The sequence below is a fragment of the Acaryochloris sp. CCMEE 5410 genome (assembly GCF_000238775.2).
Lineage (GTDB): Bacteria > Cyanobacteriota > Cyanobacteriia > Thermosynechococcales > Thermosynechococcaceae > Acaryochloris.
Window position 1 is genome coordinate 370330 of sequence record NZ_AFEJ02000002.1, and the last position, 18868, is coordinate 389197.

General features: G+C 48.3%; 16 protein-coding genes and 1 pseudogene. 9 read left to right on the forward strand and 8 right to left on the reverse strand.

Annotation, left to right across the window (positions count from 1 at the left end):
* The first annotated feature begins 54 nt into the window (after positions 1-54).
* Entirely contained in the window at positions 55-282 is a 228-nt protein-coding gene (locus ON05_RS22555; RefSeq protein ID WP_010469180.1) for a type II toxin-antitoxin system Phd/YefM family antitoxin, read from the forward strand.
* A gap of 123 nt (positions 283-405) precedes the next feature.
* On the opposite strand, the gene ON05_RS22560 is transcribed toward ON05_RS22555, so the two are convergent.
* On the reverse strand, positions 406-570 hold the full coding sequence (locus tag ON05_RS22560) for a hypothetical protein (RefSeq protein ID WP_187152966.1): 165 nt from the start codon (positions 568-570) through the stop codon (positions 406-408).
* Positions 570-1043, reverse strand: coding sequence for a type II toxin-antitoxin system VapC family toxin (locus ON05_RS22565; RefSeq protein WP_010469183.1), 474 nt, complete (start codon positions 1041-1043; stop codon positions 570-572). The genes ON05_RS22560 and ON05_RS22565 overlap by 1 nt, the downstream gene beginning before the upstream one ends.
* Before the next feature lie 98 nt (positions 1044-1141).
* Between ON05_RS22565 and ON05_RS22580 the strand changes: the two are divergent.
* A pseudogene (locus ON05_RS22580) lies at positions 1142-4545 on the forward strand (DEAD/DEAH box helicase family protein).
* Between the two features lie 249 nt (positions 4546-4794).
* On the forward strand, positions 4795-5604 hold the full coding sequence (locus ON05_RS22585; protein WP_010469190.1) for an ABC transporter permease: 810 nt from the start codon (positions 4795-4797) through the stop codon (positions 5602-5604).
* 25 nt (positions 5605-5629) lie between these two features.
* Here ON05_RS22585 and ON05_RS22590 read toward each other — a convergent pair whose 3' ends face one another.
* The 5 genes from ON05_RS22590 to ON05_RS22610 form a co-directional block, all read right to left on the reverse strand.
* The gene (locus ON05_RS22590; protein ID WP_236618827.1) at positions 5630-6082 is read right to left on the reverse strand and encodes a hypothetical protein; all 453 of its coding nucleotides are present in this window, start codon (positions 6080-6082) and stop codon (positions 5630-5632) included.
* A 464-nt stretch (positions 6083-6546) separates the two neighbouring features.
* A complete protein-coding gene (locus ON05_RS22595; RefSeq protein WP_010469194.1) occupies positions 6547-8217 on the reverse strand; it encodes a tetratricopeptide repeat protein in 1671 nt (556 codons plus the stop codon).
* A gap of 23 nt (positions 8218-8240) precedes the next feature.
* Positions 8241-9548 (reverse strand): tetratricopeptide repeat protein, encoded by a 1308-nt coding sequence (locus ON05_RS22600; protein WP_010469195.1) that lies wholly within the window; start codon positions 9546-9548, stop codon positions 8241-8243.
* Positions 9549-9725: 177 nt separating this feature from the next.
* Positions 9726-10355, reverse strand: a complete 630-nt coding sequence (locus ON05_RS22605) for an ABC transporter permease (protein WP_010469198.1) — start codon at positions 10353-10355, stop codon at positions 9726-9728.
* Positions 10352-10630 carry a hypothetical protein gene (locus ON05_RS22610; protein ID WP_029314979.1) on the reverse strand — a complete coding sequence of 93 codons (279 nt, stop codon included), beginning with the start codon at positions 10628-10630 and terminating at the stop codon, positions 10352-10354. The genes ON05_RS22605 and ON05_RS22610 overlap by 4 nt, the downstream gene beginning before the upstream one ends.
* A 256-nt stretch (positions 10631-10886) precedes the next feature.
* Between ON05_RS22610 and ON05_RS22615 the strand changes: the two genes are divergently transcribed.
* The 6 genes from ON05_RS22615 to ON05_RS22640 all read left to right on the forward strand — a co-directional run bounded on the left by ON05_RS22615 (position 10887) and on the right by ON05_RS22640 (position 17814).
* Positions 10887-14099: a DEAD/DEAH box helicase gene (locus ON05_RS22615; protein WP_010469202.1), complete on the forward strand. Its 3213-nt coding sequence runs from the start codon at positions 10887-10889 to the stop codon at positions 14097-14099.
* A 61-nt stretch (positions 14100-14160) separates the two neighbouring features.
* Positions 14161-14382 carry a type II toxin-antitoxin system HicA family toxin gene (locus ON05_RS22620; RefSeq protein ID WP_010469204.1) on the forward strand — a complete coding sequence of 74 codons (222 nt, stop codon included), beginning with the start codon at positions 14161-14163 and terminating at the stop codon, positions 14380-14382.
* Positions 14382-14600, forward strand: a complete 219-nt coding sequence (locus ON05_RS22625; protein WP_010469206.1) for a type II toxin-antitoxin system HicB family antitoxin — start codon at positions 14382-14384, stop codon at positions 14598-14600. Before ON05_RS22620 ends, ON05_RS22625 begins: the two co-directional genes overlap by 1 nt.
* Positions 14601-14847: 247 nt before the next feature.
* Complete coding sequence (locus tag ON05_RS22630; protein WP_010469208.1) at positions 14848-16314, forward strand: carotenoid oxygenase family protein; 1467 nt, start codon at positions 14848-14850, stop codon at positions 16312-16314.
* 104 nt (positions 16315-16418) lie between these two features.
* Positions 16419-16982, forward strand: coding sequence for a Uma2 family endonuclease (locus tag ON05_RS22635; RefSeq protein WP_010469211.1), 564 nt, complete (start codon positions 16419-16421; stop codon positions 16980-16982).
* Positions 16975-17814 carry an SWIM zinc finger family protein gene (locus ON05_RS22640; RefSeq protein WP_010469213.1) on the forward strand — a complete coding sequence of 280 codons (840 nt, stop codon included), beginning with the start codon at positions 16975-16977 and terminating at the stop codon, positions 17812-17814. Before ON05_RS22635 ends, ON05_RS22640 begins: the two co-directional genes overlap by 8 nt.
* 44 nt (positions 17815-17858) lie before the next feature.
* Here ON05_RS22640 and ON05_RS22645 read toward each other — a convergent pair whose 3' ends face one another.
* On the reverse strand, positions 17859-18818 hold the full coding sequence (locus ON05_RS22645) for an ABC transporter ATP-binding protein (protein ID WP_010469215.1): 960 nt from the start codon (positions 18816-18818) through the stop codon (positions 17859-17861).
* Positions 18819-18868: the final 50 nt, after the last annotated feature.

An 18868-nucleotide genomic window follows, 5' to 3' on the forward strand; every position in this document is an offset into this window, starting at 1 on the left:
CCTCATTGAGCAGAAGCTATAGTCATATACGAAGGCTTAGCAAAGAAATGACAGATGTACTCAATCAACCTGCAAAAAGCCGAACATCAACTAGCCAAGCTAATAGACGATGCCGCACGGGGCAAAAATGTCATCATCACCCGCGATGATGGCACATCCTTTCAGCTCATTCCATTCAAACCAAAGACTGCCATTCCCACATTTGGCAGCGCCAAGGGCCTGATCAAAATTGCAGACAATTTCGGTGACCCCATAGAAGGCTTCGAGGAATATACACCGTGAAGCTCTTGTAAGGTACTCATACTTTTCCCTAGCTTCATCACCATTCGCTAATCCAACACCTTAAAAAGCCGTAACCCATTAAGTTTGGCTACCGCTTTTATCCTTGATATCTAGTTTAAATAGCTATCCCGAACCGGAACGTTGCGACAAATTGACGACGCTCCTTCCACCTTCAGCTTGTTGCCTTTGCAAATCAGCAAAAATAGCATTTAAATCATTGTTCCAAGCACAGGCATACTGTTCACGAATCTTGTGAACCTCTTCCACAATCTCATCTTGATACATCATTAACCTCCCAGGAGTTCATAGGGTGTACAAAGAATCGGCAATGCATATCCTAAAGCCAGACTAACCTCCGCTAGTTTCCGCTGAATCTGAGCATTAGCAATGTGTTTACAGTTCCAGGTCAGCACGTAATCCATACCATGAACCGTTGCCACCGCAATATGAATAGCATCAACATTTGCTTTAGCAGGCAAGTTGCTACGCTCCAAAAATGCCGTCGCCAACTCAAGGACAGCTTGGTCCAAGTCCAGCAGAGAAATATCACTCAAAATGTCTAATCGTTGAGCTGCAATTTCAGCATCTCCCTGGGTGGTCTCTTGCACAACGGCTTGGGAAGAATAAAGTTGAAAGTCAGGACGACGGGCATCCCACCACTCTCGCGTGATTTCAATATTAGCCATCACAATAATATCCCTGCTCCGCCGAGCCGTGAGATAGCCTAATATACTGGTCTCAATATAGACAGTTTCACGCATACACAACAGATTTGCTGATATCTCTACCATAATCTTTTCAATCAAAAAATCGCCTATTTTTTACTCCGCAAACCCAAAATTATTGTTTGTCTGACTGCATGACTAACTTCGCCTTCCTCCCCAGCCAATTCCGCACCATCGCCGAATCCGCCACCCGAGCCGAAGGCTACATCAACAGCGACCCGCGCACCGCCTGCTTCCATTCCCGCTTCGCCCTCGAAGCCCTCGTTCACTGGCTCTATCGCCATGAGCGATCGCTGCACATGCCCTACGACAACAAACTCAGCGCCCTCCTTCACGAGCCATCCTTTCAAAACCTCGTCCCCCAGGTCCTTTTTCATAAAGCCAAGCTGATCAAAAATATCGGCAACGACGCCGTCCATAACCCCCGCCCCATTCACCAAAAGACGCCCTCCAAGCCGTCAAAGAACTCCACCACATTTGCTACTGGCTCACCCGCACCTACACCCCCGACGCACCCCGCAATGGTGCAGCTTGGAATGACGACCGCGTCCCCACCCCGATAGACAGCACCCAGGTTGTCCCCCGCCAGGAATTAGCAACGCTAGAAGAGAAACTGGCCAAACAGCATGAAGCCACCCTCAAACAGCAGCAAGAACGCGACAAACTCGACACCGAACTCCAAGCCCTACAGCAGCAGCTCGCCGAAATCCGCGCCGCCAACGAACAGCAACCCGACCCCCACGACTACACTGAAGCCGAAACCCGCCACTACCTCATCGACCTCGACCTGAAACGCGCCGGATGGCCCCTCGACCAAAAACGCGATCGAGAATACCAAGTCACCGGCATGCCCACCTCTAAAGGGACTCACACCGGCACTGGCTATGCCGACTACGTTCTCTGGGGCGACGATGGCAACCCCCTCGCCGTCGTCGAAGCCAAAAAATCCACCGTCAACCCCGCTATTGGCCAGCAGCAGGCCAAACTCTACGCCGACTGCCTAGAAGCCATGCATAACCAGCGGCCTCTGATCTTTTACACCAATGGCTATACCACCTGGCTGTGGGACGACACCGTCTACCCTGCTCACCAAGTCGTCGGATTTTACAAAAAAGACGAACTGACCCGCCTTATCCGCCGCCGTACCCAGCGTCAGAGTTTAGACACGGCCCAGATCAAAGATGAAATTGTCGACCGCTACTACCAAAAGCGGGCCATTGGCAGTATTTTCGAGCAGTTTACCCAGGCTCGCCGCAAAGCGCTGTTAGTGATGGCCACCGGCACCGGCAAAACCCGCACCGCCATCGCCCTAGTCGATGTTCTTCAACGGGCAGGCTGGGTCAAACGCGCCCTTTTTCTCGCCGACCGCGTGTCCCTCGTTAAACAAGCCGCCAGTTCTTTCAAAAAAAATCTGCCCGACTCCAGCCCCGTCAACCTCGTCACCGAAAAAGATACCGATGGCCGGGTCTACGTCTGCACCTATCCCACCATGATGGGTCTGATAGACCAAACAGAGGATCATAAAGCCCGATTTGGCGTCGGCCACTTTGATCTCGTCATCATCGACGAAGCCCACCGCTCCGTCTACCAAAAATACCGAGCTATCTTCCAACACTTTGACTCGCTGCTCGTGGGCCTCACTGCCACCCCTCGCGAAGAAATCGACAAAAACACCTACGACCTCTTCGACCTAGAACCCGGTGTCCCCACCGATGCCTATGAACTCGAAACTGCCGTCGCTGATGGCTTCCTGGTGCCCCCCCGTGTGGAACAGGTAGATCTGCGCTTTCCCCGCGAAGGCATTGACTACGACACCCTCAGCGACGACGAAAAAGCCCAGTGGGAAAGCCTCGACTGGGGTGATGATGACGACTCAGACACCCTGCCAGACCGGGTCAATGCCGCCGCCGTCAACAGTTGGCTCTTTAACAAAGACACCGTCGATAAAGTCCTCAAATACCTAATGGAGAACGGTCACAAAGTCAAAGGAGGCGACAGACTCGCCAAAACCATCATCTTTGCCCGTAATCACGACCACGCAAAGTTTATCGAGGAACGGTTTAATCACCACTATCCTCACCATGCCGGACATTTTGCCCGCATCATCGACAACTATGCAAAATATCCCCAAAGCCTGATCGACGATTTCTCCATCAAAGACAAAGCCCCCCACATCGCTATCTCCGTAGATATGCTCGACACCGGCATTGACGTGCCCGAGGTCGCTAACCTGGTGTTCTTCAAGCCCGTCTATTCCAAAATCAAATTCTGGCAAATGATCGGTCGCGGCACCCGCCTTTGCGAGCATCTCTTTGGTCCTGATCAAGACAAACAAGACTTTCGCATCTTCGACTTTTGCTTTAACTTCGACTTCTTCCGCGAACAGCCAGAGGGTATCACCAGCAGCGGCAGCGCTCCCCTCAGTACCCGACTCTTCCGCGCTCGTGTGCAGTTGCTGGGCTACGTTAATGCGAATCCTGAACTAGATCCAGATATCGCCCTCAAAGGCTCCCTTACAGATCAGCTATATGGCGAAGTGGCCGCCATGAACCCCGAGAATTTCATGGTGCGCATGCACCTAGAAGCCGTAGAAAAGTTCCAACAGCGCCAGACCTGGGACCAAATAAACGACAGCGATCGGGAGGTGCTCACCCAAGAAATCGCTGGTCTGCCCAATGACCTAGAAATCGACGATATCGAATCGCGGCTATTTGACCTCAAACTATTGCGCATGCAGCTTGCCCAGACCGAGGGAGACGCCGCCACCTTCGAACGCCATCGTCAGCGCGTGGTAGAGATGGCCCTGCTCATCGAAGAGAAAACCACAATCCCCGCTGTCGCTGCCCAGCTCGAATACCTTAACCGTATACAAGAAGCTAGTTTCTGGGAAGCCATCGACCTGAACGACCTCGAAGAGTTGCGCCTGCGCCTGCGAGGGTTAACCCCATTTCTCGACAAGAAAAAACGCAAGATTGTTTACACCGACTTCCAAGACGAAATCATCAGGGTGCGAGAACAAGACGTGGTCTACATGCCCAAAATGACCGGCGTGCAGTACGAGAAAAAAGTCAAAGCCTATCTGCGCAACCATCAAGATTACCTTGTCATTCAGCGGTTACGGACCAACAAACCCCTGACTGATACCGATCTGCAAGGACTAGAGGCCGCTTTAGCCGAGATCGGCGCAGACGAAGGCGAAACGCTCCTCTCCAATTTATTAACGCGCAGTAATGCTCCATCCCTCGCTCATTTCATCCGCAGCCTCGTGGGAATGGATCGCAAGACTGCTCAAGCTGCCTTTTCTCATTTTTTAAATGACCGCAGCCTTACACCCCCACAGATCCGCTTTATTGAAATGGTGATCGATCAGCTCACTGCACAAGGCATCGTAGAAGCTTCTGCCCTTTACGAACCACCCTTCAGCAACCTTCATGCAGGCGGTCCCGATGAGTTATTTCAAGGGCAGGAAACCATCATAGACGGCATCTTCGAGACTTTAGCATCAATCCACAGTGGGTTAGTCTCTACGGCCAGTTGATCTTAATGCAGTCAGGCTGCTCAACATCAATAGCTGCATTAAAATGACAAGGATGTCTGCCCAAAATGTATGGGGTCTTATCGCCAAACCCGCTGTTTCTTCCACATTTGGGCAAAAGAACAGCGTTTGCAGGGTCTTGTCCGCTTTTGGTGAACCCAAAGAGGCAAATGACAAAGAGTCTGACCTGTAGTCAGTCCAGCAAGTTTGCTTTCATACAATAGAGACTGAACTGATGGAACGAAGCATCTAGTGTTGCAGAACCTCTCAATTCCTCAATCCCTCTTGGCCTTAATCGTACTTCAACCCATTGACCTAGCTTGGGCATTAGGCTTAATGGCGATCGCCATTGGTCTCTCGGTTTGGCAGCAACTTGACCTGACCTGGAGCTTATTTTTAGCCATGGGTCGAACAATTTTACAGCTCATGATTATGGGCTATGTCTTGTGGTTTATTTTTGACTGGAAACATCCAGGAGCTGTTTTAGCCCTGGTAGCAGGCATGTTGACCGTAGCCAGCATTGAATCTCGCAACCGCATTGGCAAAGATATTCCCCACCTTATCCCCTGGCTATGGGGCTCAATTTTTATCAGTACGGTTTTGACTCTGAGCTACACGACCCTTTTTATCCTGCAACCAGAGAATTGGTTTGATCCGCAATATCTCATTCCCTTAGCGGGGATAGTGATGGGAAACGCGATGAATGGTGCTGCGATCGCAGGGGAACGCCTCGTCAAAAGTTTAAAGGCGAATCGTAATGAAATTGAGACCCACCTTTGCCTAGGAGCCTCTCCTCAGCAAGCAATTGCCCAATATCGTCGCGATGCCATTCGGGCCGGACTCATTCCCACGATCAATGCCATGATGGTGGTTGGCCTCGTTAAGCTACCTGGCATTATTACGGGACAGCTGCTTAGCGGTGTTAACCCTCAAGAAGCAGCCTCATACCAGATATTAATTATGTTTATGTTGGCTTTCGCCACCTTAGTGACCACCTTGCTGGTGGCGAAAGGAGTGTATCGTCAGTTTTTTAATGCATCTGCTCAGTTGACCTTGCCCTAAAAAGGGAGGGATGTTCAAGAACCCGTTACTCAGCTTTGACTTCCAGGCCAATATCAAACATAACTTCTCTAACACCGGGAATATCTTTGATTTGAGTGACAATATCACGAGCAATATCAATATCTTGGACATTGCCAAAAATTTGGACTGAACCACTCGCTACTGCTGCAAAGACTTCTGGGTTAATGTCTGATTTGATCAAAGATTTAATTTCTGGATCAGTGAGCCGTTCCGCTTCTGGTTGGAACTGGACATATTCCAAGCCACGGTAGCGCAATTTGGTGGGGTCAATTTTCAGATCTTCATCAATGACTCGTTGTCGCTGATCTAAAGCACTATCGGATGCTCCCATTGCAGCCAATTGAGGCAGGTTAAGGGTTAGAGCAGCCACGCTATTGCCAAACAAGAGGATACTGACTAGGCAGGCAGCCAAAGCTGAACTCAGAAATCGTTGAGACTTCAAAAAAGGAAGTTTCATCAGCAGGACAGTGATTGTACTGGCAAGAAAGAAAACAAGGAACATGGCAGATCAATTCAATACAACACCAGCCAACAGGCCGCATTTCACCGTAACACTTTTCATTCCTTTACATTCACCCTGGTATGCAGAATATAGGACTGCGCTATAGGCGTTTCAGCATATGACGGCAATCTTTTCGGTCAAAGCATTCTCCTCTCCAGTACGATAGCCCTAGCCATCAACTCTCAAATTTTGAAGGCTTTCGAAGTCAAGCCGAGACCAACATCCTCAGGGCTAGCTGGTCTATCGTCTGCTCACACAGGACTTCAATCTGTTGCCAATTTTTCTCTCAGAATTGCGCTTTCCCGTCTTTTTGAGGCGATCTTTGGTCTATATCAGCGCCAGAAACTCTTGTGTTGTCCCTAGCCATGAGTGCCATATCCCTTTAATCACCATTTTTATCGTCACCCCATTGGGCTAACCTAACCGGAGATCATGGCTCCATCAGAATTGGAATGGTAACCCGCCATCAACTGCTGAAATGCGGGTTCTGAGCGCAATGGATCGAGGTCTGCATCAGAGGCTGCCAGGTCACCAACTTTTGGATCGAGATTAAGAGCCTGGCTCAGCATGTCTAATGCCTGTTCACATTGTCCTTGCAAACTATAGGTACAGGCCTTGTTATAGACAGCTGTGGCATTCTTAGAATCTAAGGAAAGGGCTTGATCATAGGATGCAATCGCCCCTTCAAAATCTTGGAGTTGTAGCAAGGCTGAACCTTTGGCAATCCAGGTTTGGGTCGCATCTGCCCGCAGATTTAAGGCATGATCGTAGCAGCGAATGGCTCGCTTATACTGCTGCTGAGGCATCAGTGCAAGTCCTTTTAAGTACCATGCGGTCCAAGAGGATGGATCAATGTAGGCAGCTCGATCAAAGCTATCAACCGCTGCTTTATATTGGCCCAGGTGATAGTGGGCTAAACCGTGATCGCACCAAATATTCGCATCTTCAGGATCAAGAGCGAGGGCCTGCTCGTAGTCAGCAATCTCATCTTCATAGCGCTGTAATCCTCGCTGAGCCCGGCCTCGATGCACCCAAGCTAAGGACTGATCAGACTGCAAATGCAGGGTTTCGTCGAAGGCTGCGATCGCATGTTCGTACTGCTGCATAAATAACAGGGCAATCCCCCGGGAATGCCAGGTATCGGCATCGGGTTTCAGTTGGATGGCCTGGTGAAAGGCTGCTTCAGCAGCCTCGTACTGATGATCTTCGAGCAGCAGCTGTCCTCGCTGATACCAATATTGGGGCTGATCGGGATTGGCCTGAACGGCTTGTTCTGAGTTTGCGATCGCACGCTGCAAATCCACCCTTTGATTAGACTGAACGTGGGTTCTAGGGTTCAATCGTTGACCAATAGCAATCGTCGCCACCAGAATCACCAGCGGCAGCCAGGACCACTGCTGAAAAACAGCATATCCCACCTTTGAGAATAAAACTGGGATACCTATCTGCTGAGTCAATCCATCCACAAATCCCCAAAAGGTGGCATTGGCAACGGGCACAAACCACAACAAAACAAATAAGATCAAAAATCCGTAACGGCTATACTTTCTCGCTTGTTTCTGCACAGAAGGGGGAAGCCAAGGCTCAATAATGCCAAAGCCGTCCAGAGATGGGATAGGCAAGAGATTTAAAACAGCACCTGCAACTTCTAACAAGCCTAAAAACGCCAGGGCTAACCATAGCTGATCTTGGGTAGTCAGGGCTTCTAATTCAAACGTTCCTAAACTCAGGGAAGTTTCCACAGTTTCAAGGGGATTCCCTAGCCGAAAAGGCACTGCCAATACCAACGCCACTATAAATGTTGCCGCAGGCCCTGCTGCGGACATGGCACTATCCCACAATCGATTCCGGATCAGGCTGCGATTGATATAGACTGCTCCTCCAGGCAATGGGATGCCACCAATGAGTAGAAAGACAATTGGCAATACCAAACTCAAAGAAACATCCGTATATTTGAGGGGGTTTAGGGTGAGATACCCCTTATCTTTGACCGTTTTATCTCCGCCCCAGTAAGCAATAATGGCATGTCCAAATTCGTGCAGACAAACAGAGACAATCCATCCCAAGAAAACGATGAGGGTAACAATCACAACGGCGGTTTCATTCCTGTCGGTCAGCTAGCAAATATTGTAAAAGTGCCATAGGTCAATGCACTGGTTATCAATAATAGAGTCGGAACGGCCAATGTAGCATTTTGCTCTGACAAGTTATTCACTTGAGAGCAGCCCACATACAGCATCAACACCGAATCACACCCCAGATAGAAGGATAAAATCCAAACGCCAGCCGCCCCAAATTGAACCACCAGCCCACTTAAAAACATCAGCAGACTCAGAGGCAAGAGCGTTGCCCCACTGATAAAAATATCGCTGGCCCAACTCCCTCGAGCCCGAATCAGACTCCGAACAAGTTGATTCAAAAAAACTAAGCTAAAAAATGGCATCGCGCCGAGTATAAACCGTTCGCCCAAGGTGACTGAACTAAAGACAATCGGAAACAGGTTAGCGGCTAACACAAACCCCAGTATGGACAGCCCCGCATAGCTTAACCCCACTTCAGTAGCCCGACGAGCAGACAAGCGGCCAAAGGTGGGCAACAATCCACCACTTGGGTTCATAAAGAACTCAGGAATCGTCGTAAAAATATCTTGTAAGAGACCTTGCTCTCTTAATTGCTGTCTTTGGACTTTAACCTCAGATTTCGAGTGGCGACTCCGCCCCATCTCTTGCAAAATCACCTGCACTCGGTTGACTTCATCTGGTTCACCTTGGGCTTCAAAAAGCTGTGCAGCCTTGGTTAAGTCTTCACGGGCCAACGTCTCTTCCTGCATTTCCAGACGGGCTCGTCCACGGTGCAACCAGGCTTGGGCATAATCTTCGTCCAGAGCAATAGCTTGGCTATAGGATGCGATCGCAGCGGGTGCAGAGCCTAACTGCAATCGGGCTCGCCCCTGGTAATAGTAGGCCTGGGCAACCGTATCATCCAACCCCAAAATCTCCGCACATTCTGCCAGTACCCCTTCGTCATCCCCCTGAACAAACCTCACCTGACATCGTTTGAGGTAGGCATCCAAGAATTCTGGATCGGATTCAATGGCACGGGTGTAGTCCTGAATGGCCCCCACATAATCTCTTTCAGCAGCCTTTTGAGTCCCTCGGGCATACAATGCTTGAGCGGTGGTGAAACCATTACTGCCATCCCCATGAATAAATCCATCCACTGGGCTAGAAGGATAGAGGGCTTCAGAAATAATGTCATAGGCTTCGCTCAAACGTTGAAACTCAGCCTCAGCAGCAGGGTTGTCTGGGTGTAAATCAGGGTGGCAGGTTCTGGCCTGACGCCGAAAGGCAGCTTTAAGCTCTGCAGGCGTTACATCCGCTGAAACTCGAAGCAGTTGAAAGTAAGGTTGCAAATCCGCCATTAATATCTAAATTCAGGAGTGATGCTGCTTGATGAGCAAATTCTAGTTTAGCTAGTTCAGAATAGGCCAATTCGTTCTTTGTAAGCCATCTCTTGGCAACGCCACTAGCGTTATTCACAAGACCGGATATCAGACACCCCTACACAACCCTATCAATACAGGGAACAGAATGCCCACCTACACTGGAGGAGACTTAGGCTGCAACTGTTGCTCCCACAGCCACAACAAACCATTACTGATGACAGCTAACAGGCCCACCACAATTGTCCCAGCCCAGATTTTGTCATATCGCCCCGCTTGAGCAATGCCCTCAAAAAGCAATACCCCCAATCCCCCTGCCCCAAATTTAGCTGCAATGGTTCCTAGAGCAATCATGACCGTCGTAGCTAAGCGAACCCCCGCCAAAAAGACAGGTCGCATTAACGGAACTTGCACCTGCCACCAACATTGCCAGGCAGACATACCCATCCCTTGAGCTGCCTCCAATATAGGTTGCGGAATAGACTGCAACCCCACCAAAATACTTCGCACCAATATGACTTGTGCATATAGGGTCATGGCTACTATTGCGGTCATGGAACTGAGTCCCAGCAACGGGATGAGCAAAATCATCAAGGCCAAGCTAGGAATGGTATAAATCACTCCCAATATCGCCATAATGGGTCCTTGCAGCCAAGTCCACCGATAAATGATCCAGGCAATAGGAACTGCAATGATCACAGCCCCTCCTAAAGCAATCCCCGTCATTTGCAGATGCTCCAGCAATAATTCCAATACAAGATCTGGATTTTGGAAGATATAGCTCATGATTTTGTGTTGCTCAACCAACCATGTAAGCCAATGGCCCCTAAGATGCCGCTCAGCAAAGTCCAGACACCATCGGCAAACAAGTTAATCCGCTGAATATTTTGAGCGGCTTCTGCTTTGAATAGTGCAGATAAATCATCTGTACTGCGAAGAACATCTTCATAGGCTCGATAGTCGATTTTGAGCTGTTGCCAATCCGTTAAGGTTGCATTGCCAAAAATAACCACTCCAGCTACCCCCGGAATAATTACAAGCAGGAAAAGGGCGTTTCGCATCTTCAAATGTTCACTCCAGAAAGAGGAAAAGAGTTGTGCACTGAATCCTGTTGATTGGTGGGAGGAAGCTGGGGCTTCACCAAATTTTGACAGAATCATCAGAAACTACAGTCAATGTATCGTATGAATTTAAGTTCATATACATGGGGCTGAGCCCATTTCACGGATCACCACTCAGATTGGTCTTTTAGAATCAGCCTGATACAGTTTGATTAATCTTGGACCTACGCTTAGCCACCTGTATCTAACCTCAGTCATGAAGATCATTCACGGAACCTGGATCCCTGACGAAGCCGCATTTATGCAAAAAGGGGCCTTCTATCTTTGGGTTGAAACCTCTAAACCTAAAAAGAAGCGCAAAACGGCCCGTTCTATTCATCCCTATCAGTTGGCCAGAGATGAATTAGAGGACTTCCTCAGCAATGAGTTAGGCGTAAAACCCGGTCGCCCCCTAGAACAACTGATTGATTCACGCCATTTTTTGCTTCCCAGCACCGATCAGGCCCCGCTCCCCTCTCTTGAACTATCCCGATACCTGGAGCAAGCCACTCCTGAGACTTTTGAGTGGCAGTATTGGCAAGTGGATTGCTTTGAGGTCAAAACCTGGGTAAAGACAGGCCAATATGAACAGCGACCCGTAACCGACATTATCAAGCTACTGAATGAGCTACACTTTATTGCCCTGCATAATCTCGCGGATATGCAGCTCGGGGCAGATTTACTGTTTTGGTACCACTACACCCAAACCCTCAAACCCGTCTTGCTGAAAGACCTATATATTCCAGCCTTGCGTTATCGAGAGGCATCATCCACCAAAGACTCTCGCAGCAAATCTAAATCTCGGACTAAATCTCCGTCTGTCGAAATCTATCCAGCCTGGGAAATTGTTAGTGAATCCTATGAAACTGAGCTAGATCGATTTGTGGATTATATGCCTTTAGCCTGTGTATCCGGGTTCTCAGACTGTCCTAAAACCCCCACTTTTTATGATCGCAAAACGCTACTACGGCATTTTTCAGAACATTTGCTGACTGAAATTATTACCGCAACCTATTTACCCGCCAGCTTTACGAAGAAAATTGCCAGCACCTTGATTGAGGATTGTCTGCAATCGCAACCGGTCATGCATTATGGCCGTAACACCAATCAGGAGCTGTATGAGCAGTGGCGAGTGTGGCGCGATCGCATCCACCAGACCCAAACCTCAACGCCTTTTTATCTCTGCTTTCAGCTCCAGGATCCCCCCAAACCAGAAGAGGCTTGGCAACTACAGTTTCTCGTCGCACCTAAGCAGGATCCGTCCCTACAAATTTCCCTCTTGGATTATTGGCGGTTCAAACCTGAAAAGCAACAGGAATTACATAAGCAGTTAGGTGAGAGTTTCCAGCAGAATCTATTGCTGAGCTTAGGGTATGCCGCTCGAATTTATCCCCAGCTTTGGCAGGGATTAGAAACTGACCAACCCATTGGTATTCCCTTGGAAATTGGTGCCGCTCTAGACTTTTTACAGGAATCCGCCTGGGTCTTAGAGAATGCAGGCTATAAGGTCATTATCCCGGCCTGGTGGACCCCCAAAGGACGGCAGCGGGCCAAAATCAAGCTACGGGCGAAAGGCAAGTCCTTCTCCAGCGCCAACGATAAATCCAAAAGCTACTTCTCTCAAGATCGGCTGGTCCAATATAAGTACGACCTCGCTATTGGCGACCAAAAGGTATCTGAACAGGAATGGCTGGACCTGGTTCAGGCTAAATCTTCCCTGGTGCAGTTTCGAGGCCAGTGGATGCACCTCGACCAGGACAAAATGCAGCAGATGCTGGAGTTCTGGAAAACCCAGCAAGCCGAAAACCCCGATATGACCCTTCTAGAGTTTATGCGGATGACCGCAGAAGGGGGAGACGATGTTGAAGTTGATTTTAACCGCGACAAGACCCTGGCCCAGATGCTCAAGCAGCTTCAAGATAAGAGTAGCTTGGATGCGATGGCCGAAGGCCGGTCGGAGACCATCGCAGATCCTAAAACCCTTAACGGCACCCTGCGAGAATACCAAAAACGAGGTGTCTCCTGGCTAAACTATTTAGAGCAGCTCGGTCTAAACGGCTGCTTGGCCGATGATATGGGCTTAGGCAAAACTGTGCAGGTGATTGCTCGCCTAGCTCAGGAACGGGAAGAAGCCGAAACCGTTCCCCCCACCCTGCTGATTGCCCCCACCTCAGTGGTGGGCAACTGGCGGCGAGAAATCCAGAAATTTGCCCCCCATCTACAAGCCATCGTTCACCACGGCAATGAACGGGCCAAAGCCGCCAAAGAGTTTAAAGCAATGGCAGACCAAAATGATGTGGTCATCACTTCCTTTAGCCTCGCCCGCAGGGATAGCAAGCTATTGGATGCCGTTCCCTGGCATCGGATTGTTTTAGATGAAGCACAGAATATTAAAAATCCCAAAGCCGCCCAAACCAAAGCCATCCTCAAGCTCTCGGCTACCCACCGACTGGCCCTCACCGGGACTCCCGTGGAAAATCGATTGCTGGATTTATGGTCCATTTTCAACTTCCTCAATCCAGGGTACTTAGGCAAGCAAAACCAATTTCGCAAGAACTTTGAACTACCGATCCATAAAGACAATAACCGCAGGCAATCCACCACCCTCAAAAAGCTAGTGGAGCCCTTTATCCTGCGGCGGGTTAAAACGGACAAGTCCATTATCAAAGACCTACCCGATAAGGTGGAGCAAAAGCTCTATTGCAATCTCACCAAAGAGCAAGCCTCCCTTTACGAAGCCGTTGTCAAGGAGATTTCCAAAGACATTGACGAGGTAGACGGCATCCAGCGCAAGGGCATGATTCTTTCCACCCTGCTAAAGCTCAAGCAAATTTGCAACCATCCCCGTCAGTTCCTCCAAGATGAAAGCGACTTCACCCCCGAGCGTTCCCATAAACTGAGCCGCCTCACGGAAATGATCACCGAAGTCATGGAAGAAGGGGAAAGTTTACTCGTATTTACCCAATTCACTGAACTCGGGGATGCCTTAGAAAAGTATCTCCGCCAAACCCACCACTACACCACCTACTACATTCATGGCGGCACCAACCGTAATAAGCGAGAACAGATGATTACTGAGTTTCAAGATCCTGAGACTGGACCATCTGTGTTTATTTTGTCTCTCAAAGCAGGGGGCGTCGGCATCACCCTTACCAAGGCCAATCATGTCTTCCACTTTGATCGCTGGTGGAATCCGGCAGTGGAGGATCAAGCCACAGACCGTGCCTTTCGGATTGGCCAGAAAAAAAATGTATTTGTCCATAAGTTTGTCGCCATCGGCACCCTAGAAGAGCGGATCGACGAAATGATTGAGGACAAGAAAAAACTAGCAGGGGCAATCGTGGGTTCAGATGAGTCTTGGTTAACCGAACTCGATAATGAATCCTTTAAAAAACTTATCTCCCTTAACAAGAGCGCTATCTTGGAATAATAAATATGGAAAGTCACAACTTATGTATTTCAACCTCATTTAGGTGTAAGTAGACCAGTTCATGCCGCGAAAGATTCGGGAACTGAAGGCTCAACTTGTACGCACAGGATTCGTCTATTTACCTAAACGGGGTAAAGGTAGCCACGAACGGTGGAAGCATCCTCTTCTCAATAAAACGTTGACCCTCTCAGGCAAAGATGGAGATGATGTCCCCCGCTACCTAGAAAAACAGCTAGCCAAATTACTGATTGAGTTGGAAGAAATACGAAAGGACGAAGATTAATGAGCCAATACAGCATGATTATTCAATGGTCTAAAGAAGATCAGCTTTATCTAGTCACAATCCCTGAATTCGCTGATCTCGTCGTCATGCCTTGCACTCATGGTGCGACTCGTGAAGAAGCAATTCGCAAGGGAGAAGAGGTGATTGATATGTATCTAGAGTCCTGGCAAATGGAGAATCAACATATCCCTGAACCGAGTACTCTGCAAATGGTTTAATCCCAATTATGATCACAGTAAACAGGCGAGAATTTCAACAGGTATCTGAATCTACAGGTTGAAAATTGGCGGCAATCTCAGAAAGATAGTTGATGCCTCATGTAGACGGAAGAACTTTGCAGATCTGGCTCCCACTTGAAAGTTGTTTGACCAAACTTACAGTCGCTAGGACGCTACTTCAACATCCCTGTAATTCCGGCATAGCTTGTTTCGCGCTAAGGTGGCTATAAATCTTAACAAAATTAGCATGACAACTATTGCATCAGAAAAATTAGGTGAGCACGCTTCTTTAGTTAAAGACTGGGCCAAAGGCTATGACTCTCAGCTAAATGAATATAGTTACTGGATTGATGAGATAGAAGGCACCATTCCCCCGGAACTTCAAGGCACTTTATTTCGGAATGGAGCTGGGAGTTTAGAAGTCAACGGCCAAAAGATCGGTCATCCCTTCGATGGGGACGGCATGATCTGTGCCATTACCTTTGACCAAGGCCGTGCCCACTTTCAAAATCGCTACGTCCGCACAGAAGGCTATCTCAAAGAACAAGCCGCTGGGAAAATCCTGTACCGAGGGTTTGGCACCCAAAAAGCGGGTGGATGGCTAGCCAACATCTTTGACACTAATTTCAAAAATGCAGCCAATACCAGCGTCATTTACTGGGGAGATAAATTATGGGCCATGTGGGAAGGTGGTCATCCCCATCAGCTCGTTCCTAAGACCCTAGAAACCATTGGCCCAGATACTCTAAATGACTTACTCTCAGCCGATCAGCCTTTTTCAGCTCACCCCAGAATCATTGATGGCCGTTTTATTAATTTTGGCGTCAAGGGGATTGCATCCCAAAGCTTAACCATCTTTGAACTCGATGAGCAGGGCAACCCATTAAAACAGTCCTCTCATCCTTTGTCAGGGTTTGCTTTTTTACACGACATGTTAGTAACGGCAAATTACTACATCTTTGTGCAGCATCCTTTTCAGGTCAAAGGATTACCTTTCCTGCTAGGATTCAAAACCATTGAACAATGTTTTGACTTCAATCCAGAGCAACCCACCAAAATCATCCTGATTTCTCGCCATGGGAATCATGATCTAGAGATATTAGAAACCGATTCATTCTTTGGATTTCACCATGGCAATGCTTGGGAAAAAGCAGGGAAACTCTACTTTGAATCTGTTTGTAGTGATTTCTTCCCCCAGAAACAGCAAGACGAGTTAGATTTTGAGCAAATTGACTTTGAATCGTTCCCTACGGGAGAGTTATGGGAATTTGAGGTCAATTTATCTTCTAAAACCATTGTCTACCAAAAAGTAGTGGAAAGAGGCTGTGAATTCCCCTCTGTGCATCCCCAATGGGTCGGGAAAGAGCATCGTTATGTATATATGAGTGTCTGTGACAGTTCAGATAAAAATGGTCCCCTGCAAGCCATTCTGAAACTTGATAAAGAATCTGGCGAGCAGCAAATTTGGAGTGTGGCTCCCAGAGCATTTCCGGGTGAACCGATTTTTGTCCCTCGCCCCGACAGCACTCAAGAAGACGATGGCTGGATACTCTCATTGGTGTTTGATGCTGCCACCCATCGTTCTTATTTGGCCATTTTAGATGCCCAAGATTTGAACACCGTCATTGCAAAATTACACCTTCAGCATCATATTCCCCATGGATTCCACGGTAGTTGGACGTCTAAAGTTTTCCTTGACTCTTCTAAAAATTAACAACTGTACAGAAAAGAATAAGGCCCTAATCTAAGAATCAACAGAAGCAGACTACATTAGAATTAGTCCCCAGCCCACCCTGATTGCCCAAGGCAAAACCGATCATGACTCAGGCTGCCACACGAAAACTAACCCTAGATGAGTTTCTCACTCTTCCTGAGGGTGAAACGGCCTGTGAACTCATTGATGGAGAAGCAATTCCTAAAATATTTCCAACTCGTTTTCATTCCAAAACTTGTGGTGCTTTAATCATGCTGTTGCAACAGTGGGCACCAGGTCGAGGAGAAGTGGGTATTGAATGGGCGGTTGTCTTATCCCGAGATGGCAAACCTTGGGTCCCTGTTCCTGATTTGCTCTATATCTCCCATGAGCGTCTTTCTAGCATGGGAGATGAAGATGGTCCCTGCCTTGTCCCCCCCGAATTGGTAATCGAGGTCATCTCACCGGATCAATCTTTTGGAGGGATGGCGGAAAAGGCAACAGACTATTTAAGTGCAGGCATATTAAGAGTCTGGATCGTAGATCCTAAGGCAAAAACTATTACGGTGTTTATACCTGAACAATTACCTATTACCTATCGAGAAAATCTTGTTCTGAGTGATGAATTATTCCCTGAGCTAGAACTAACGGCCCAGGACGTATTTAGAGGAGTAATCACCCATGGCTAACTTCAGTCGAACCTGGTGGGGACAACGGTTTCTTACCGCAATTGAGCAAATTACCGATTCGGGGCGATTAGGTCGGGGGCGATCCTATGCTCGGGGGAATAAAGTCAAAAGCTTCACCATTCAGGATGGATTTGTGGAAGCTCGGGTTCGTGGCTCGGTGAATCCTTATTTTGGGGTTTATAAAGAGCCTTTGTATGAAACCAGCATTGAGTTTGAGCCAATTAGTAAAGCCAATTGGGCAGCTGCGATCGCATTTATTGCATCCAAAGCCAGTCTAATCTCGCGGCTAATGCTAAATGAAATGCCCGACAATATCGAAGATGCCTTTGCCAAACTGGATCTCAACCTGCTGCCCCGCAGCAATTCTAATTTCACGACTCAATGTTCTTGTCCCGACTGGAGCAATCCCTGCAAACATATTGCTGGTGTCTATTACCTATTAGCTGCAGAGCTGGATCAAGACCCATTTTTGCTGTTTGAATTGCGGGGTCTGTCTCGGGACAATTTACAAAAGGAACTTGCGAAATCTCCCCTCGGTCAGGCATTATCCGCTGAACTCACTGCCCAGCAAACAGAACTGGAACCAGACACCAGTTACTACACTCAGCCCCTGACTACACCCGCATCCGAGATCGAACAGCTCAAAGACTTTTGGCAAGGAGAAAAGCGGCTCCCGCAAACCATTAATGCCCCACCTTCGACCGGAGTCTCTGGGATTTTGGTTAAAACCCAAGGCGACTTCCCAGCCTTTTGGCCAAAGGAGCAATCCTTCTTAGCCGTTATGGAAGAATTCTATGATCGAGTCAGAGATAAAAGTTCTGCAGTGCTTTAATTCAAATGACTCAAGCGCAAACCATCGCAACGGATTCAACGGTCTTAGCCTTCATCAAAACGGCTTGGATCTTGCCAAACAGTTTGAAGATGATTGAGGTCTAAAATTCCTACCACATCTGTCCCGTTCATAACCTGTAATTGCGATTGACCCAACTTCAATAACATGGACAAGGCCTCTCGTAACGTGCTACGACTGGCAATTTTGGGAAGATGGGGAACGGAGGAAGCTGTGGATACCATCACTCGTTCTACAGGCAATACCGATAGCTGTTTTAGAATGTCCTCAGTCCCCACTAATGCTTCAACAAAAGCATTGGCGGGTTGGGTGAGAATTTGCCACGGTGTTCCATATTGGACCAACTGTCCTTGATTAAGAATCAGAATCCGGTCTGCTAATTTCAAAGCCTCTTCAATGTCATGGGAGACAAATAGAATCGTTTTTTTGAATTGTTGCTGTAACTGCTGCAGCTCTTGTTGCAGGGATTTACGGGTAATGGCATCCAAAGCCCCAAAGGGCTCATCCATCAGTAACACTTTTGGTTTGGCCGCCAAAGCCCGCGCTAACCCCACCCGTTGTTGCTGTCCACCGGAAAGTTGGCTGGGGTAGCGTTTGCCAAACTCTAGGGGAAGTTGAACGAGTTCCAATAATTCTTCTACCCGAGCTGCGATCTCAGTTTTTGACCATCCCAATAACTTAGGCACGACCGCAATATTTTGAGCAATGGTCATATGGGGAAATAAACCTGCCTGCTGGATGACATATCCCATTTGGCGACGCAGAGTAGTCAGGGGAACCGTATGAATGCCTTTGCCATTGAAGAAGATCTGTCCTGAGGTTGGCTCATACAAACGGTTAACCAGCTTTAACAGGGTAGTTTTGCCACAACCCGATGGCCCCAAAATCACCACTAATTCCCCAGCCTCGACTTCAAAAGTGCAGCTTCGCAATGTTGGCTCTGGTGCACTTGGGAATTGCAAACTGACCTGTTCAAAGTGCAACATATTATTAAAGATTTTTCAGGAGAGTTTTTGAGTCATATCCACTTTGGTCC

Coding starts and splice junctions, on each gene's coding strand:
- ON05_RS22555 (WP_010469180.1), top strand. CDS start 55: ATGTACTCAATCAACCTGCAAAAAGCCGAACATCAACTAGCCAAGCTA.
- ON05_RS22560 (WP_187152966.1), bottom strand. CDS start 570: ATGATGTATCAAGATGAGATTGTGGAAGAGGTTCACAAGATTCGTGAA.
- ON05_RS22565 (WP_010469183.1), bottom strand. CDS start 1,043: ATGCGTGAAACTGTCTATATTGAGACCAGTATATTAGGCTATCTCACG.
- ON05_RS22590 (WP_236618827.1), bottom strand. CDS start 6,082: ATGAAACTTCCTTTTTTGAAGTCTCAACGATTTCTGAGTTCAGCTTTG.
- ON05_RS22600 (WP_010469195.1), bottom strand. CDS start 9,548: ATGGCGGATTTGCAACCTTACTTTCAACTGCTTCGAGTTTCAGCGGAT.
- ON05_RS22605 (WP_010469198.1), bottom strand. CDS start 10,355: ATGAGCTATATCTTCCAAAATCCAGATCTTGTATTGGAATTATTGCTG.
- ON05_RS22610 (WP_029314979.1), bottom strand. CDS start 10,630: ATGCGAAACGCCCTTTTCCTGCTTGTAATTATTCCGGGGGTAGCTGGA.
- ON05_RS22615 (WP_010469202.1), top strand. CDS start 10,887: ATGAAGATCATTCACGGAACCTGGATCCCTGACGAAGCCGCATTTATG.
- ON05_RS22620 (WP_010469204.1), top strand. CDS start 14,161: ATGCCGCGAAAGATTCGGGAACTGAAGGCTCAACTTGTACGCACAGGA.
- ON05_RS22625 (WP_010469206.1), top strand. CDS start 14,382: ATGAGCCAATACAGCATGATTATTCAATGGTCTAAAGAAGATCAGCTT.
- ON05_RS22630 (WP_010469208.1), top strand. CDS start 14,848: ATGACAACTATTGCATCAGAAAAATTAGGTGAGCACGCTTCTTTAGTT.
- ON05_RS22635 (WP_010469211.1), top strand. CDS start 16,419: ATGACTCAGGCTGCCACACGAAAACTAACCCTAGATGAGTTTCTCACT.
- ON05_RS22640 (WP_010469213.1), top strand. CDS start 16,975: ATGGCTAACTTCAGTCGAACCTGGTGGGGACAACGGTTTCTTACCGCA.
- ON05_RS22645 (WP_010469215.1), bottom strand. CDS start 18,818: ATGTTGCACTTTGAACAGGTCAGTTTGCAATTCCCAAGTGCACCAGAG.